Source organism: Catellatospora tritici (assembly GCF_019083965.1).
GTDB classification, from domain to species: domain Bacteria; phylum Actinomycetota; class Actinomycetes; order Mycobacteriales; family Micromonosporaceae; genus Catellatospora; species Catellatospora tritici.
Window position 1 is genome coordinate 13,101 of the sequence record NZ_JAHRCY010000047.1, and the last position, 17,439, is coordinate 30,539.

Annotated in this window: 16 protein-coding genes; 5 read left to right on the forward strand and 11 right to left on the reverse strand. The window is 68.9% G+C overall.

Annotated elements, in window-relative coordinates:
* Positions 1-78: 78 nt before the first annotated feature.
* The 5 genes from KUA19_RS42240 to KUA19_RS42260 all read right to left on the reverse strand — a co-directional run bounded on the left by KUA19_RS42240 (position 79) and on the right by KUA19_RS42260 (position 4,321).
* A complete protein-coding gene (locus KUA19_RS42240) occupies positions 79-1,398 on the reverse strand; it encodes a hypothetical protein (RefSeq protein WP_217405682.1) in 1,320 nt (439 codons plus the stop codon).
* A gap of 155 nt (positions 1,399-1,553) precedes the next feature.
* Positions 1,554-2,021, reverse strand: coding sequence for a hypothetical protein (locus KUA19_RS42245; RefSeq protein ID WP_217405684.1), 468 nt, complete (start codon positions 2,019-2,021; stop codon positions 1,554-1,556).
* A 189-nt stretch (positions 2,022-2,210) separates the two neighbouring features.
* Complete coding sequence (locus KUA19_RS42250; RefSeq protein ID WP_217405686.1) at positions 2,211-2,876, reverse strand: alpha/beta fold hydrolase; 666 nt, start codon at positions 2,874-2,876, stop codon at positions 2,211-2,213.
* A gap of 53 nt (positions 2,877-2,929) precedes the next feature.
* Positions 2,930-3,595 (reverse strand): hypothetical protein, encoded by a 666-nt coding sequence (locus tag KUA19_RS42255; protein ID WP_217405688.1) that lies wholly within the window; start codon positions 3,593-3,595, stop codon positions 2,930-2,932.
* Positions 3,596-3,766: 171 nt separating this feature from the next.
* Entirely contained in the window at positions 3,767-4,321 is a 555-nt protein-coding gene (locus KUA19_RS42260; RefSeq protein WP_217405690.1) for a hypothetical protein, read from the reverse strand.
* A 108-nt stretch (positions 4,322-4,429) separates the two neighbouring features.
* On the opposite strand from KUA19_RS42260, the gene KUA19_RS42265 reads away from it, so the two are divergent.
* A complete protein-coding gene (locus tag KUA19_RS42265) occupies positions 4,430-4,660 on the forward strand; it encodes a hypothetical protein (protein WP_217405691.1) in 231 nt (76 codons plus the stop codon).
* Positions 4,661-4,664: 4 nt separating this feature from the next.
* Here KUA19_RS42265 and KUA19_RS42270 read toward each other — a convergent pair whose 3' ends face one another.
* The 4 genes from KUA19_RS42270 to KUA19_RS42285 form a co-directional block, all read right to left on the reverse strand.
* Positions 4,665-5,135: a ribose-5-phosphate isomerase gene (locus KUA19_RS42270; protein ID WP_217405711.1), complete on the reverse strand. Its 471-nt coding sequence runs from the start codon at positions 5,133-5,135 to the stop codon at positions 4,665-4,667.
* A gap of 183 nt (positions 5,136-5,318) precedes the next feature.
* Complete coding sequence (locus KUA19_RS42275) at positions 5,319-6,542, reverse strand: DUF1015 family protein (protein WP_217405693.1); 1,224 nt, start codon at positions 6,540-6,542, stop codon at positions 5,319-5,321.
* A 69-nt stretch (positions 6,543-6,611) separates the two neighbouring features.
* A complete protein-coding gene (locus KUA19_RS42280; protein WP_217405694.1) occupies positions 6,612-6,803 on the reverse strand; it encodes a hypothetical protein in 192 nt (63 codons plus the stop codon).
* A gap of 162 nt (positions 6,804-6,965) precedes the next feature.
* On the reverse strand, positions 6,966-7,589 hold the full coding sequence (locus KUA19_RS42285) for a mycothiol-dependent nitroreductase Rv2466c family protein (RefSeq protein WP_217405696.1): 624 nt from the start codon (positions 7,587-7,589) through the stop codon (positions 6,966-6,968).
* A gap of 250 nt (positions 7,590-7,839) precedes the next feature.
* On the opposite strand from KUA19_RS42285, the gene pepN reads away from it, so the two are divergent.
* Complete coding sequence (pepN, locus tag KUA19_RS42290) at positions 7,840-10,395, forward strand: aminopeptidase N (RefSeq protein WP_217405698.1); 2,556 nt, start codon at positions 7,840-7,842, stop codon at positions 10,393-10,395.
* Positions 10,396-10,477: 82 nt separating this feature from the next.
* On the opposite strand, the gene KUA19_RS42295 is transcribed toward pepN, so the two are convergent.
* Entirely contained in the window at positions 10,478-10,903 is a 426-nt protein-coding gene (locus KUA19_RS42295) for a hypothetical protein (RefSeq protein WP_217405700.1), read from the reverse strand.
* A gap of 57 nt (positions 10,904-10,960) precedes the next feature.
* Positions 10,961-16,306 (reverse strand): RHS repeat-associated core domain-containing protein, encoded by a 5,346-nt coding sequence (locus KUA19_RS42300; RefSeq protein ID WP_217405702.1) that lies wholly within the window; start codon positions 16,304-16,306, stop codon positions 10,961-10,963.
* A 343-nt stretch (positions 16,307-16,649) separates the two neighbouring features.
* Between KUA19_RS42300 and KUA19_RS42305 the strand changes: the two genes are divergently transcribed.
* The 3 genes from KUA19_RS42305 to KUA19_RS42315 all read left to right on the forward strand — a co-directional run.
* A complete protein-coding gene (locus KUA19_RS42305; RefSeq protein WP_217405703.1) occupies positions 16,650-16,868 on the forward strand; it encodes a hypothetical protein in 219 nt (72 codons plus the stop codon).
* A 33-nt stretch (positions 16,869-16,901) separates the two neighbouring features.
* Positions 16,902-17,072, forward strand: a complete 171-nt coding sequence (locus tag KUA19_RS42310) for a hypothetical protein (protein WP_217405705.1) — start codon at positions 16,902-16,904, stop codon at positions 17,070-17,072.
* A gap of 153 nt (positions 17,073-17,225) precedes the next feature.
* The coding region (locus tag KUA19_RS42315) for a hypothetical protein (RefSeq protein WP_217405707.1) at positions 17,226-17,439 on the forward strand (214 nt) is incomplete at its 3' end.

The following is a 17,439-nucleotide window of genomic DNA, read 5'->3' on the forward strand; positions in this document are numbered from 1 at the left end:
GGTCCCCCGGGTTTCCCGCCCCTTGCACCCGGGGGGGGCCGGGGGGGGGGGCCCGGGCCCCCGCGCCCACCATGGCGCTCAGGCCACGTGGAGGGGTTCGGTCACCGCACTCTGGAAGAAGTCCGGCGTACCCGCGTAGACGGCGCGCCAGTATCCCGGCTCGGTGCCCGCGAGCGGCCACTCGAACCGGATGCCCTCCGACTCGTGCGGGTTGTAGGACAGGTCCAGCGTCCCGACGGTGTGCCAGCCGCGGCCGTCCGGCGAGTACTGCACCTCGACCGGGATGGTCCCGGGGGTCCAGCCGCTCTGGAAGTCCAGGTGGCCGTACAGGATCGGCCGGCCGTCCCAGTCGATGCCCTGCCGCAGCTCGCCGAACCGGACGGCCTGGAGCACGACCAGGTCCGCTCGGGCCGTGGTGGCCGTCGTGACGAACGGGTCCTCGTGGTGCGTGCCGACCTGCACCGTCATGGTGTAGGGCGGGGTCACCGTCATGCTGTAGTGCCCCTGCGCGTCCGTGAGCGTGTAGCCCAGCAGCGACTGGCAGTAGTCCTCGTCGCAGCCGCCGACCAGCACCACGAGCGCGTTGGGGGTGGGCCGCCAGCCGGCGTGCGGCGGTTTCCAGCTCAGCGTGCCGCTGACCGTCACCGTCTCCCCCGACACGACCCTGGTGCGGTCGAGATCCAGGGTGATCCGGGTGGCGGCCTGCTTGATCTCCGGCGCCGCGACATCGGCGAACGCCTGCAGGTAGTACGGGCGGTCCTGCACCCACAGCGTGGTCAGGTAGCCCATGTCGTCGACGTTCTCCACCTGCGTGGTCAGGCGGAACTGGCCCGCGTTGTCGGAGACGCCGTCGACGTAGTCGCCGTACATCGGGACGTACTCGAGCGGGAAGCCCTCGATCGCCTCTCGCCGTCCCGTCGGCCAGCGGCCCATGAGGCGGCCGGTGACGGTGACCTCACGGTGCGCGTAGTCGACCTTCTTGGTGACCTTGAGGTTGTCGTAGTACATCTGCACCGCGTAGATCAGCAAGCCGACCTGCTGCTCGGTGACATGCACCCCGTCCCGGTCGACGATCTCGGCGTCGAGCCGGTAGTAGCCGAGCTCGTCCAGCGCGACGGTGTCGTCCGAACGCCACACGCTGTACTGGTCCGAGCCGCTCTCCAGCGTGAACGAGTCCAGCACGGCCAGGTCCTCGCCGGTCTCGCCGACCACGTGCACCTTCAGATCCGCCACGCCCGCCTCGGCGGACACGCCGACCTGCACCCGCCCGAAGTCGCCCTCGACGCTGTACGCCCAGAGCACGTCCGGTGCCGAGGCCGCGTGCGCGGTGCCCGGCGCCAGCGCGGCGACCGCGACCGCGGTCGCGAACGCCGCAAATGCGGACAGAGTCCTCCGCATTCATACCTCCCCGTGTTCGTGCAGCCGACGGCTGCGCCAGGCATCGTAAACAGCCCGCGCCACGCATCGGGACCGGGTTTCCGCCGCGGTGGCGCCACCGACGGAAAGAGGCGGCGGCCCGTCACCGGGCCGCCGCCTCTGGAGGTTCACGGAGCTCAGCGGGCGCGGCGGCGCCGGGTCCACTTCTCGCGGTACTCCAGCGGCACGAAGACCAGCGTGGTCACCACCGTCGCGACGACGGCCCAGAGGATCACCTGACTCGGACTCAGATGCGCCACCCCCATGTTTCCGGTCCACACCGGGTGCAGACCCAGCGGCGGGAAGCCCTCCCAGAACAGGAACCACAGCAGCGGCACCAGGCCGGTGGCGATGCCGTACGCGGTGAAGTGGCCGGCCTGCGAGAACAGGATCCCCAGCAGCACCGCCGCGATCATGTAGATGAGCACCGCGGTCCGCTGGCCGCCCTGCTCCGGAATCCGGTCCACGAGGTACTGCCAGATCGATACGACCAGGTCCAACGCCTGCCGCCAGTAGACGGCGACGAGGACGATCGCGGCGACGATGAGCACCGCGATCCCCAGGCCGCGCAGCACCTTCACGGCGCCGCCCTCACGCTCTGCCACGGTGACTCCCCTCTCGCACGTAAGTGGGGTACCGATTATCCACATCGGAGTGCATAGATCGATACGTTGCCGCGTAACGGTTCCGTAGAGACACGGAGCGCACACTGCGCGCAGATCATGCCACCGTGGTGCGACAGAGGCGAGAGCCGGTCGCCTCGTTCCGGGCCACCGGAAGGGTCAGTATCGGCGTCAGAGGCCGTGTTCGTCGAGGAAGGTGTGCACGGCGGCGGCGAACTCGGCCGGGAGCGCGGCGTGCACCGCGTGCTCGGCGTCCAGGGCGAGGTAACGCCCGCGCGGCATCAGGGCCGCCATCTCGGCCAGCCAGTCCTGTGGCAGGTGGCTGTGTGCGCCGCCGACCACCAGGGCCGGAGCGGCGATCGCGGCCAGGGCGGGCCACCAACGCGGATCGGGGGCGACGACCTGCCCGATGATCGCGGCGCGCACGTCCCAGTCGTAGCTCAGCGAGGTTTGCGGGCGCGGGCCCACGGTGCGCGCCAGGGGGCGCGGCGGCGGCGGTTCCTCCAGCACCAGGCCCGCCACCCGGTCCGGGTACGCCTGTGCGATCAGGTACGAGACCACACCACCCAGTGAGTGGCCGACCAGCACGACGCGATCGAGTTCGAGTCGGTCGAGCAGCGCGACCACGTCGTCGCGCATCAGCTCGAACGAGTATTCACCCGGCCAGGGGCTGGCACCGTGTCCACGCAGGTCCACCGCGTGCAACCAGGCCCGTTCGGCCAGCAGCGGGGCGACCTCCTGCCAGGTGGTCGCGTCGCCGGTCAGCCCGTGCAGCAGCAGCACCGGCGTGGCACCGAGGGTGCCCGAGGACTGGTACCACAGCTCACTGACGCTCACGCGGACGATTATGCCCGCGCGAACGCGCCGCCAACCCTGCCCGAACGATCGGTTCAGGCGTTGCAGAGGCGCTGGTGCGCGTAGGCCGGGGCGTCGGCCGAGCAGCGGTACGGGCTGCCCATGATCTGTCCGCTGTGCTCGGTCATCGGCGAGATCTTCAGCACGCCGGGCTGGTAGACCTCGACCCGGTAGCCGTCACCGACCCGCGGCAGCCCTTCCAGACTGTCCGGGACGACGGTCGCGCCGTGCTGGTCCAGGTAGGTGAACCCGGTGTAGACGTAGCCGGGGCCGCCGTCGTCGACCAGCCGCACGCTGGCCACAGCCACGCAGCGCTTACCCTCCGCCAGGCCCTGGCAGGGGCCGAGCTGGATCAGCTCGGTGCCGGTGCCGTCGGCCTTGATGTCCAGGTCCGCACCGTGCACGTGCCAGCTCCCGACGAACGGCGCGAGGGCGGCGCCGCTCAGCGGGGACGCGCTCAGCCGCGCCGGAGCGGCGGTCAGCTCGAACGTCGTCGGTGTCAGTGCGCTCGGTGTCAACGCACCCCGGGTCAGCGCGCTCGGTGTCAGCGCCAGCGCCTGTGGCGCGCCGGCCAGCAGCGTCGCGCTCGACGCGGCCATCGTCGCGGGCGTGCCGGTGAGCAGGCCCATGCCCAGTCCCACCACCGCGCTCGCGGTGCCGACTCCCGCCGCCGCTGCGGCCCAGCCATACCTGAATCCCATCATGACCACCCCCGTGATTTTCTCGACTTATCAGGCTGAACCAACGTAATTCATATCTCCGGCAGTGACCACCCGTGGAGGCAACAAATACTCTCCGTAAACGAAAATGATCCACATCCCGGGACCTGCCGGATGTCCGACAGGCGGGATGTGGATCTCAGGGGGTACGGGTCAGCGCACTCCGCGCAGGAAGTTCCAGGCGTCGACGACCCACTCGATCTGGCTCAGGTACGAGAAGCCCACGATCACCAGGAACAGGCCAACCGTGAGGTGCGAGGCCCAGGCACCGCGCCGGGAGCGGCCCATCAGCTTCTCCAGCACCACGCTGCCCACCAGGCGCGACAGGCCGAAGATGCCGACGGCCACCACCAGCGAAAGCACCAGCGCCAGCGTCGCCGTCGCGTGATCCCCGTCACTCGACGCCGTCCACAGACCCCAGCAGACCAGCAGGAACACGGCCCCGGCCACGCTCCACCGACCGCCGATTCGCAGCTGGCGCAGTCGCACGCTCATTGTCAGGACCGGGCGCTTCAGCGCGCCCGAGGTGACGATCTGCCCGGGGGCCAGGGTCGGCTCGAACGAGACCGTGTGCTCCACCTGCCGCTGCGTGGGGACGGCCGCCATGCCCGGCTTGAACCCGGCCTGCTGCGGCTTCACCACCTCGGTGGGGATCGGCTGCGTACGGTCCAGTCGCAGTTCCCGCGTCGGGTCGTTGCCTTCAGTCACGCCGCACAGAGTAGCCAACCCGCACGACACCGGCGACCGGGATGAAAATCGACCAACCCGGCCGCAGCACCACCCTGTCCACCGTCCAGGAGCAGTAACCTGGCACGCATGCAGGAGCACGAGCGCCGCCGCCACCGCAGTCGGGATGACGACTCCGACGACCACGACCTCGAGCGTGGACTGCGCGGGCTGATCGGGCCGGGCGCCTCGCAGATCAGCCTGTCGGCGGCGATGCGGGCCCGCGACGCGGCCCGGCCCACCGCCGAGGACATCGCCAGGGCGGAGGCCGAGCTGGAGATCGTGCGCCGGGGCTGGGTGCCCCGCGACCCGCTGCGCTGAACCGTCAGGCGGACAGCGCGGGCAGCTCGCCGGACTTCTCGTACGCGGCGACCTGGTCGATGCGGCGGGAGTGACGCGGCTCGCCGGAGAAGCCGGTGCTCAGGAACGCCTCGACGATCTCGGTCGCCTCGGCCAGCGAGTGCTGGCGGGCGCCGATGCCGACCACGTTCGCGTCGTTGTGCTGGCGGCACAGCCGGGCCGTGTCCAGGTTCCAGGCCAGCGCCGCGCGCACCCCGGCGACCTTGTTCGCGGCGATCTGCTCGCCGTTGCCGGAGCCGCCGATGACCACGCCCAGGCTGCCCGGGTCGGCCACCACCCGCACCCCGGCGTGCAGGCAGAACGACGGGTAGTCGTCCTGCGCGTCGTAGCTGTGCGCGCCGACGTCGACGACGTCGTACCCCTTCGCCGAAAGCTCGTTGAGCAGGTGGGCCTTGAGCTCGAAGCCGGCGTGGTCGGCGGCCAGATATACGCGCATGAGCAAAGTCTGCCAGCCGTCCGCCGGGCCCCGCAGGGGACCCGGCGGACGGCGCGGGCCGGAGGCGCACAGGGCGACCACCACGCCCCCGCGGGCGGGGTCGGCGGCCATATATCCGCGCATGAGCAAAGTCTGCCAGCCGTCCGCCGGGCCCCGCAGGGGACCCGGCGGACGGCTCGGGACTCAGGCGACCTGGGCGACGACCAGGCCGCCGCGGGCCTTCGGGGTGAACCAGGTGCTCTTGCGGGGCATCTTCTGCCGGGCCAGATTGACCTCGACGAAGTCGTCGACGGTGACTGGCGCGATCAGCACGGCCAGCGCCGAGCGGCCCGCGTCGACCTCCTCGGTCAGCCAGGACGCCGGGTAGTCGCCGCCGACATAGGTGATCCGCTTGTCGCCCGGCTCCAAGCCCAGTACGTCGCCGAAGAGAACCCGCTCCACCAGCGCGTGGTCGATGTTGTCGATCACGCTGCCGTGCGGGTCACGGGGCAGCGTGACCGCGAAGGCGCGGCCGTCGGCGTACAGGTGGACGGTGCCGCCCTGCGCCGGGACCGTCGCGGTGCCCGGCGCGACCTGCGCGCCCGACTTCTCCAGCCGCTCCAGCAGCTCCTCGATCGGGGCGTCGAGCTGGTGCACCAGCCGGTTGTAGGGCTGGATCGCCACCGAGGCGGGCGTGGTCACCACGGCCAGGAACCGGTCCAGGCCGCCGCTCTGCGCGGCCAGGCTGCGGTGGTTGCCGTCGGCGACCACCAGCTCGCCGCCACCGGCCAACTCGCGCAGGCTGTCGGCGAGCGGCCCGGCCGCCAGCGGCCAGATCGCGTGGGTACGCCCAGCAGGGTCCACATCGGTCGCGAACGGCGACCCGGCCTGGGCCGCCGCGTCGGCCAGCGCCGCGTGCAGCTCGTCGCCGCGGCCGGTCTGCAGCAGCAGCACCGGCGACAGCAGATGCCCCAGCGCCTGGAACAGCGCCACGCGCTCGCGGACCTTCTCCAGGAACACGTCCTCGTTGCGGATGACCAGGCCGGGCTCTTCCGCGCTGGTGGAGATCTGGTCGGTGTCGACCATGCACCACAGGCCGTACGCGGTGGATCCGTCGGCGTCGGAGATCCGACTGGGATCCGGGACCGGACCGGAGATCCGGTACAGGACGACGACGTCGTCACTGCGGCGGTAGGCGCCCGCATCCTTGGCCTGCGTCAATCGGACCACGGCGTCCGGCAGCGACTCGGCGAAGCTCTTACCCAGGCTCCCGGGAGCCCGGTGCGGCATCTCGATCGCCAGGGCGCTGCTCGGATTGGCGGCGATGATCTCGGTGATCTCGGCGTCGTCGGCGAACTCGTCGTAGTTCTGCGCGCCGGTTGCCCCGGCCGTCAGCCAGGCGGTGGGGATCGGGTGTGCGACTGTCACGCCTGCTCACGCTACCGCCGTCCACCCGCTGGGACGGGCTGCCCCCGCCGGAGTGGCGCGGGCCCGCACTCAGCGGCGCTGCGTCGGCGCGGCTCCCACCAGGACCGGAGCGCCCAGGAACGCGGCGACCTCAGCGGGCAGCGACGGCTGCCAGGTGGCCCAGCGGCTGTTCTCGACGCTCACGTACGAGGTGCCCAGGCTCTCGGCGACCGCCTCGGCGGGTGCCTCCAAACGCCACGGATCTGCGACGACGTCCGCCACGGTGCTCTCCCTACCCGGCCCGGCGACCGGGCCTGGCTCGTTGGTGTGGTCTCCCTCACCCCAACGAGCCAGGAGCCCTCAGGAGGCGTACGCGGTGTGCCAGGGCGGCGAACGGCTGCCCCGCGAAGCGGAGCCGGCGCCGAGCCACCCCGGCAGCCCCGGTCACTCGAAGCTGGGGCCGAGGTCGCGGGTGCGCTTGAGCTCGTAGAAGCCGGGCGTGCCCGCCACCAGCAGGACGCCGTCGTAGAGGCGGCCCGCGGCCTCGCCCTTGGGCGCCGGGGTGACCACCGGGCCGAAGAAGGCGATGGTCGAGCCGTCCGGGCCGGGCGCGTGGATGACCGGGGTGCCGACGTCGGTGCCGACCGGCTTCATGCCCCGGTTGTGGCTCTCCACCAGCAGGTCGTCGTGCACCGTCTCCTCGGCCGCGGCGGCCAGCGCCGGGTCCAGGCCCGCATCGGTGAGGGCGGCCTCGTACAGCTCGCGGCCCAGCGGCTCCTTGCCCAGGTGGATGCGGGTGCCCAGGGCGGTGTAGAGGTCCCGCAGGACGGGCTCGCCGTACTTGCGGGCGGCGGCGATGCAGACACGCACCGGGCCCCAGCCCTGGGCCAGCAGGTCCTTGTACTTCTCCGGCAGGTCGTCGCGCCCGTCATTGAGCACGGACAGGCTCATCACGTGGAAGTCCACGCGCACATCGCGTACCTGCTCGACCTCGAGCAGCCAGCGGGAGGTCATCCAGGCCCACGGGCAGATCGGGTCGAACCACATGTCGATCGAGGGAGTGCTCATAGTTGAATCGTCACTCTTCTGGTGGCGGGTTGCCGCACATCCGACGCGTGACCTACCGCACTCCAGCGGGCCATAATGTGAAAGAGTTGCTTCGGGCCGTTCGCGGCCCGGGGATACGGGGTGCTGCCGCAACCGATACGCAAGCGTGGGTGGTCGCAGTGCGCCGTCGCGATGACAGACTGCACTGGGCAGCCACATACAGGGCTGCCTCCCATGCTGCTCACCACCGCAGCCGACAGGAAGTGACGCCGTGACCGGTACGCGCAATCTCACCCAGGTCGAGGCCGCCGCGCGGGCCCGCCTGCTGGACATCCACTCGTACGACATCGCGCTGGACCTGACCGACGGGGCCGGCAACCCCGGTGACGGCACCTTCCGCAGCGTGACCACGATCGAGTTCGCCGCCACCGAGCCGGGCGCCCAGACGTTCATCGAAGTCGCGGCCACCAAGATCCTGCGCGCCACCCTGAACGGCACCGAGCTCGACACCAGCACCTGGACCGCCGAGACCGGCCTCGTCCTGCCCGGCCTCGCCGCCGACAACACCCTCGTCGTCGAGGCCGACTTCCCGTACTCGCAGTCCGGCCAGGGCATGCACCGCGCGGTCGACCCGGCCGACAAGGAGGTCTACCTCTACAGCCAGTTCGAGACGGCCGACGCCCAGAAGGTGTTCGCCTGCTTCGACCAGCCCGACCTCAAGTCGGTCTACACCTGGCACGCGACCGTCCCCAAGCACTGGAAGGTCGTCTCCAACGCGCCCGTCGCCGCCACCGAGGCCGGGACCGTCGGCAAGACCGTCCACTTCGAGCAGTCCGCCAAGATGTCGACCTACGTCACCGCGCTGTGCGCGGGGCCGTACCACGAGGTCCGGACCACCCACGACGGCATCGACCTGGGGCTGTTCTGCCGCGCGTCCAACGCCGCCTACCTCGAGGCCGACGAGCTGTTCGAGGTCACCAAGCAGGGCTTCGACTTCTTCCAGGACCAGTTCGGCGTGCGCTACCCGCTGCCGAAGTACGACCAGCTGTGGGTGCCCGAGTTCAACGCCGGCGCGATGGAGAACTTCGGCTGCGTCACCCACGCCGACGCGTCGTACATCTTCCGCTCCGAGGTGACCGACTTCGAGCGCGAGCAGCGGGCCAACACGATCCTGCACGAACTGGCCCACATGTGGTTCGGCGACCTGGTCACCATGCGCTGGTGGGACGACCTGTGGCTGAACGAGTCGTTCGCCGAGTGGGCCTCGCACTGGTGCAACGCCAACGCGACCCGCTTCACCGACGCCTGGACCACCTTCCTGTCCCTGCGCAAGAACTGGGGCTACGGCCAGGACCAGCTGTCCAGCACCCACCCGGTCTACTGCGAGATGACCGACGTCGAGGCGGTCGAGGTCAACTTCGACGGCATCACGTACGCCAAGGGCGCCAGCGTCATCAAGCAGCTCGTCGCGTACGTCGGCATCGACGCGTTCGTGACCGGGCTGCGGTCCTACTTCCAGGCCAACGCCTGGGGCAACGCCACCTTCGGTGACCTGCTCGGCGCGCTGGAGCAGGCCTCCGGCCGCGAGCTGCGCGAGTTCGCCGCCGCCTGGCTGGAGACCGCCCAGGTCAACACCCTGCGCCCGACCATCGACCTCGCCGCCGACGGCACCTACGCGCAGGTCGCCGTGCAGCAGGAGGCCCCGGCCAGCCACCCGACGCTGCGGCCGCACCACCTCGGCATCGGCCTCTACGACCTGGTCGACGGGACGCTGGTGCGCCGTGAGCTGCTGGAGGTCGACGTCGCCGGGGCGCGCACCGTCATCGACGCGCTCACCGGCGTCCGCGCCGCCGACGTGCTGCTGGTCAACGACGAGGACCTCAGCTACGCCAAGCTGCGGCTGGACGAGCGGTCGCTGGCCTGCGTCGTCGACAACCTGAGCGGCTTCGACTCGTCGCTGGCCCGCGCCCTGGTCTGGGCCGCCGCGTGGGACATGGTCCGCGACGCCGAGATGCCCGCCCGCGACTACGTCGCGCTGGTCACCAACTCGCTGCCGCACGAGCGCGACATCAACCTGGTCATGGCGACGCTGCGCCAGGTCCAGACGGTGCTCATCCAGTACGTCGACCCGGCGTGGGCGCCGACCGGCTGGGCGAAGCTCGCCGACGCCGCGCGTGCCGCGATGGAGACCGCCGAGGCGGGTAGCGGGTTCCAGCTCGGCTGGGCGCGGGCGTTCATCAGCGCGGCCCGCAGCAAGGCCGACCTGGACGTGCTGCGTGGATGGCTGGGCGGGTCCGGGGTGCCGGAGGGCATCAGCATCGTCGGTGAGCTGCGCTGGCAGCTGGTGCAGCAGCTGGTCGCCAACGGGGCGGTCACGCCGGACGTGATCCAGGCCGAGCACGACGCGGACCGGACCGCGGCCGGGGACATCGGGGCCGCGCTGGCGTACGCGCTGATTCCGAGCGCGGAGAACAAGGCCAAGGTGTGGGCGGAGCTGACCGCTTCGCAGAACCCGGCCAACTGGCGCAACCGGGCGCTGGTGATGGGGTTCCAGCACCCGGTGCAGGTGGAGCTGACCCGGCCCTACACGGCGAAGTTCTTCGCCGACGCGGACGCGGTGTGGGCGGCGCGGGACAGCGAGCCGGCGCAGGAGTTCATGGTGCTGGGGTACCCGGTGATGGACGTGTCGACCGAGACCGTGGCCGCGTACGAGGCCTGGGCCGCCGAGGAGGGCCACGCCACGCCGCTGCGGCGACTGGTGGCCGAAGGCAACGACCGGGTGCTGCGAGCGCTGCAGGCACGCGCTCGAGACACCGCCGCGGCCTGAAACGAGGCTCGCCCCATCCCGTGTCAGTCGCGGGATGGGGCGGAGCGCCCCGACAGGTTCGACCGCCGGCCGGCGCCGGGCCTCAGTTCGGCACGGCGTGGCCGCAGCTCTCACAGCGGCGGACGAACGGCAGCCGCGACAGGGCGTCGACCAGCGCACGTAGCCGAGCGGCGAGTTCCGCTCGCGCGGCGGGGCCGCCCTGAGCCTGGTCCGCCTCTACGACCTGAGCCATCCATTCGGCACGACTCATTTCCGACCGCCGGGCCCCCACCGCGGCTCGCGCCTCGCTCACGCGCCTGAGCACGTCGCGAGTCACCACCCAGGTGCGTCGCAAACGCTCCCACGCCCCCTGCACGTCGGAGACCATCCCGGCGAGATCGTCGTCAGCGTCGCGCCACACCTCCGGCTGGAGGCCTTCGGTGGCCCGGACATGCAGTTCGAGGGCCGACGCCAGCAGCGGCATGTCGTCCTCGTCGACCGCCCCGGACGCCAGGATCTCGCCCAGCATCCGGGGACCGACCGGCTGCACTTCATCTGCCAAGTGACACCCGCTCTCCGCGACGGCTCAGATGTACTTCTGTACGAACCATTTGTACGACTTGCCCAGTTTGTTCGCGAAGGCGCGCTGATCATTCAGGATATCGATTCCACCCGCTTGCGCGACGTTCATGCAATGCGTCACGCAACTATTGGTGAACGCATCCCAGGGCTGGTTGACTGCGCCCTTGGCGACCATTTTTTTCTGGAATTCCATAGCCGCTTGCGCATCGGGGATCGGGATGGTCACCGATTCGAGAAGTCGGAGATCGTCAGCTGGCTCGAACGGGTCGATCGCCGTGATCTTACCTTCCTCCATGTGGACTTGTTCCGTGTGGTAGAGGAGGTTGCCCTCGGCGTCGCGAATCTCGACGGTGAAGTGAGGAACGTCCGAATCCTTGACCTCAAACTTGTGGACCGTCAGCGTGCCACCCTTGCAAGCTGAGTTGTGGACCAGAATCGGCCGGTCGCCGGCCATCACGTAGTACGTGTGGACGTTGGCCACGGTCAGGTTGCGCATGTCCTTGCCGCCCGCGAAGTTGCGGACCGCGACGACGTACTGCTTCTCTCCGTGCGGGCCGGTCAGGGCATGCCCGATCCGGAGGTCGGCCGCATCGACCCACTCCCCGGCGGTGGCGTCCCAGAAGGGGTGATGCGCGGTGGTGTGCAGAGTCGCCGTCGGCCCCCGAACGCCGCCGGCACCGTCCTCCACACCAGGTGTCCCCGCCACGCGCACCGCCGCCGGCGCCACCGGAACAACGGTGACATCGGTCAGCTCATGGTCGAGGTTGAGGTGTAGATCAGTAACCTTCTCCGCCGTGGACCGGCCGCTGACGGGATCAGTCGCCAGCACCTCGTCATCGACCTTCACATCCTTGATGGCCCGGGTGGAACCGTCCGCCATCAGGACTTCGGTCGCCGGATCGAAGCTGTGGCAGGCGTCCAGGACGTGCGTCGCGCCGGTCTTCACCCGGCTGGCGGTAGCCAAGTCGCCTGACGCCGCGGCATCGGCGGCCAGGGCGATCTCGATGCGTTTCGGCATCGCGAAAATGCCGGGCTCGACCATCGACACGGTGAAGGTCGTCTCGAACCCGACGATGCCCATCAGGTCGTCGGCCGCCTTCTGGTTCCCCTCGGACTTGTACAGCTCCGCTTCGGCGTAGATGGCGTAGGTACCGGCCACGGGAATCAGCGACGCCCACATGTAGAGCCCGTGAAGTGAGGCATTCTTCTCGCAGCTACCCCACCCGCATTCCTTGAAATTCTTGGGAATGCACGCGGCGGTGCATCCGATCAAGCCGGTCGGGTCGGACTTCGTCACCGGGCTGTTCCCGCTGTACGCATACCGTACGAGCTGGGTGGGGTCAGCGGCCTCGAAGATCGGATCGGGGCTTACGAACCGGCCGATCGTCGGGTCGTACTGCCGCGCGCCGATGAGGTCGAGTCCGGTCACGGCGTCGGCGGGCAAGCCCAGGAAGGCGTGGCTGTCCGGCCAAGCCGAGGGCTGGGTGCCGCGCGGCGCGCCGTAGGGCGTGAACGGCCGCCAGCTCGGGTTCTGACCGGTCCGGTCCACGGACAGCGACGCGGTGCCCTGGGTGTTGGCGATCAGGTAGCTGTACGCGGTGGACGTCGTGCCGGTGCGGACGGCGGTCACACCGAGAGGACCTTTGTAGTACCGCTTGCCTGTCTTCACCCCGGTGCCGGTGTTGAGCGTCAACTCCTGATCGGGCAGGTAAACGGTGACCGTACCGGGGCCCCGCTGAACAAGGATGTTGCCTTCGGTGTCGTACGTGTAGGTCGACACCGCCGCACCGCTGTTCTTGTCGACAGCCACCAGCTTGCCCTGGCTGTTCCAGGTCATCACCTGGGTGCCGGCAGCGGTCGTGCGGGTCGTCGTGTTGCCGGCCGTGTCATAGCCGTAACTACTCGGCGAGCCGTTCGGCCCCTGGACGGTGACGGACGTCAGGGTGTGCGGCTGGCTGCCGCCACTGGCCGGGTAGTTGTAGGTGAACTCGGTGGGGCCGCCGGTCTGTCCCGGCACGGTGTTCCGAGTCTCCGTCGCCCGGTCACCCCTGCCGTTGAACGTCCAACTGGTCCAGTACGGGTCGATCCCGCCGACCGTCGCATTCGACCTGGTGACGCCGATGTCGGAGGCGCAGTCGTCCGTGGCCGTCCACGCCTCGGTCAGTCGGCCCAGAAGGTCGTGGTCGAAGCACTGGGTTTCGGTGACCGAGTCGTTGCGCTTGTCGATGATCGCGGTGACCATGCCTGTCGGCGCGGTTCGATAGGTCACCTCATCCACGCGGACGCCCCCGGTCCTCTCGACCAGGAGACTGGACATCCGCAAATCATGATCATCATAGATCGGTGTGGCGAAGAAGCTGTTGGTGCCAGTGCCGAGCTGCGTCTGAGATACGAGGCCGTACTGGTTGTACGTGATGCTGTTGATGTAGGCGCCGAGCAGGTCGCCGACGCTGATGGGCTGGTCCAGCGCGTTGTAGTTGTGGTTGACGGTCTCAGCGGGCAGCGCTCCGGTGGTGGCCGGGAACGCCATCTTCGTGAGCAGGCCGTTCATGGGGCTGTAGGTGTTGGTGAAGGTGTAGTCGCCGGACAGTGTGCCGTTACGCGGATCGGCCGGGATGTTGACATTGTGCGACGTCGGCTTGTAGCGGTTTGTGTAGCCGCCGATGCTCGAGGTGTAGGCGTAGCCGTTGTCGTAGACGGTCGACGACGCCATCTGCCCGATGCCGTTGGTGATGGTCGTGGAGTCGTAGGTCCAGGAAGCCATCAGCGGCGACGAGGCGTCCGGGCCGTCGTAGGCGAAGATGGGCCGGTTGATGGCGTCGTACTGCCGGAAGACGTATTTGTTCCGGCTGTCCTTGCCGCTGGTCACATTGCCGTTGGCGTCGTACTTCATCTGGCTGGCGCCGGCGTCGGGATCGGTCCTGTCGGTGACCCGGCCCAGCATGTCGAAGGTCGACGTCCAGGTGTTGGCCGGACTCGCTCCGTCAGTGACGGAGGACTGGTTGCCACGCTGGTCGTAACCATAGGTGATCTTCGTGAAGGCACCCCCGGTGACCTGCCCGTTGACCACGCTCGGCGCAGTGGTGTAGTAGTCCTTCTCCACCGTTCTGCCCAGTGCGTCGACGATCGTCGTCGTCGGCGTCGACCCGGTCGGCCCGAGCACCGTGTTGCGATCCCCGCCGTAGATCGTTTGGGTCTGCCACTTGGTCACGCCCATGCGCCGAGAGGTCGCCAGAACGACCCGCCCGATGCCGTCGTAGCTGGCCAGGTCCTGGTTTGGCATCAGGTTGTCCTGCCCCACCAGGTTCAACAGCGTGGTGCTGACACTCGCCGCGTCGTAGTAGGCGGTCGTGGTCTTGACGGTCCAGCCATGGCTGTCATAGAAGGTGTCGTCGACGAGCCGACCGCCGGTGACGGCCTGGTCCTGCACCTGGCGCACGCGTGTGAGCGCGTCGAACAGCTTCACCGACAGGCGGTAGGAACCATTGTCGTTCATCGTCTTCGTCGTGATCGCCGACGGCACGGCGTTGGAGATGTCGTACTGGTAGACGATGCTGGCCGGGTTGGTGACCGTGTTGTTGCCCGGCAGCCAGACTCCCGTCAGCCTGCCGAGTGGGTCATACCGGAGATCGACTTCCAGGTTGTTCATGTCCAGGGTCTTGGTTCTGAGACCGCGCGTCGGGTCCAGCGTCTGGGTGCTGGTGTGTCCGGCGGCATTGACGCTCTGCAGCAACGTGGTCAGGCCATTGGTCTGGGTGTACGTCGTGGTGGCCGGCGCGTTGCCGTTGGCGTCGATGACGGACGTGAGCCTGCCGAACGAGTCGTAACCCTTCTTGCCACTGGTCTGGAACTGCCAGGCACCGCCGGTGTAATCAATGGCCGTGCGGACCATGGTCAGATTGCCGTAGGTCGGCGCCGCGGCCTGCGGCCAGGTCGTGTCGAACGCCGGGTCGTCGTAGTAGTTGCGGACCTTGCTCACGACGTCCGTGGGGCGGTTGAGAGTGGGCGGCGCCGTCAGCCCGTTGACGCCGCTACCCCCACACGGCTTCGCGTCCTTTTCGATCTCCGAGGCAAGGTTCACCAGGTTCGAGGTCGGGCTTACCGCCACGTACGTGATCGTGGTGCACGTCGCCTGGGAGGGCACCGCGAGATCTCCGTGGTCGTAGGTGACCTTCGGCAGGCCCGTGACCGTGTCGTAGGTCGTCTCACTCTTGGTGGTACGCCAGGTCGTCGGCGTCGTCGAGGTGATCGCCGACGTACCGTATGTCGCCACCGCCCGGGTGATCTTCGAGGTCAGATCCGCCACCACGCTGCGACTCCTGGTGGCCGAGGCGGCGCCGACCCAGTAGTCGGTGGCAGAGGCCGAGATGGGTGCACCACCATCGCCCAGGTAGACGACGGTCTCCCGGGTCGCCCCGGCGAGTTCCTCGGCATCGGTGACACTGTTCGCGGGACCGCCCGTCGGCCAGCTCACATCCGGGGAGAGGGTGACCGTGCCGCCCATGCCGCGGAAATAGCGGGTCTCAGTCAGAGTCTTCTGTTCCGTGCCGGAGCCGGTGCGGCTGCGTACCGTGGCGTAGCCGCGCCACTGGCCGTAGGTGCGGTACTTGGCCTTGGTCAGCTCGTTGTCGTCGATGTGCCAGGCTGGAGTGCCGACATACTCGTAGGTGGTGGCCAACGGCGGGGCGCCACCGGTCGGATCCTGCTCATCAACCGAGGTGACCAGGTACTTGTTGAACCAGTCGAGCTTCTGTTGAGTCTGGCCCTCGCGAGTCCAGTACACCGGGTAGCACAGGCTGGTGTTGTTGGCCGGGGTGATCGTCACGGGGGCGGTGCACTGCTGGCCGGTGTAGCCGATCCCGATCTTCCCACCCGTCTCCGTCACGATCTGGGTGATGCGCTGGTGGTTCATCGCCGGGGCCAAGTCGGCCGTGTCCACCCGGTTCGGCATGTTGGAGCCGGTGAACGTCGCCGCGGGCAGCGACTGGCTACCGCCGACGTTGCCGGTGTGCTGGACCGTCGACAGCCACAGCGACGGACTGGTGGAGTCCTGCGTGGCCGGGAAGGTGTGGGTCAGCGTGTAGGTGTCGACGGGGGTGTAGGCGGTGCCGTTCCAGATGTTGGTGACGATCGAGGTCAGCCGCAGCCGCGACCAGAACGTCGGCGCGTGCACGTTGCAGACCGCGCCGGAGTTGCAGTTCAGATCCTGGTACGGGGTATCGGGCCAGTTCGACGGAGTGCCGGTGATGTTACCGGCGTTGCAGGCCGTCCCGGTGGCCACGCACCGCTCCGACAGGTTGAACTTCACCCGCGCGGGAGCACTCGACGCGTAGGGGGTCGGGTCGACCATGCCGTAGTCGATGTGATCGAGTTCGCCGCTACGGATATAGGAGACCCCGGTCGTGCCGCCGTCCTGACCGTAGTAGTTCGTGTAGGCGTTGTAGAAGTAGCCGGTGGCGTTGTGGTGCGTGTCGACCACGTAGTCGAGGTTCCAGCGGTACGCCATCGTGCACAGGTGGTTGGTCTTGGAGTAGCACGGGTCGCCCGAGTACGGGCTGTACACCGGCTGCGTCCACGCCGAGTTCGTCACGGCCTTGCCCGACACCCAGCCGGGCAGCTGGTTACGGCCGAAGTAGTACTGCGTGCCGTCCTGCGTGGTGATCTTCCAGTACAGGCCGTCGAACGTCCCGTTGATGCCCAGCGTCCGAACCTGCTCGACCTTCTCACCGTTGTCCGACGACAACTTCCACTTCGTCGGCAGACTCGCGTCGTACACCAGATCACCGGATGTGGAGCCGAAGCTGACGTGCACGACCTGCCCGGCCCAGCAACTGTCCGAGGTGTTCTTCGCCGTGCCCTGCGGATTGTCCTTGCACGTCACATACGTCTGCTCGACAAAACCCGGCGTGTAGTCCCAACCGTCGCCCACCCACGAGGACTGGCTGTTGGTCGACACCATCTTCCCGTCGACCGACTGCGAACTGTACGACAACGCCACCGACGGACCGCCACCACCGGGAACCGGCGGCACCGCGATCGGATACGAGTACTCGAACCCACCCGAGTTCCCGCCTACTGACCACGAACCACTCGGCGCCAACGACGTCGCCGTGTAGTCACCAGCATCACTCGCCGGAGCCGCGCTCGTCGCCAGCACCACCATCCCGGACATCGCCGCAGTCCCGTCGGCGCTGGCCGCCGCCACAGTCCGCTGCGCCGCAGTCATCGGCGCCGAGTTCAGGGACACAGTCGCGGTCACCGTCTGCGACTTGGCGTCCACATTCGTGGCGACCGGTGTCTGTACCTGGCACGCGGGCACCGACGGCGTCGTCAGCGCACATGCGGGCAACTGCACGAGCCGCGCCCGCCGCACCCAGTCCGCACCGTACTCACCCGCGATCGACGACAGATCGACCGACACCGCGACCCGACCCGCACCCGACGCGTCCACCGCCTGCGCCGACACCAGCAGACCGGTCACAC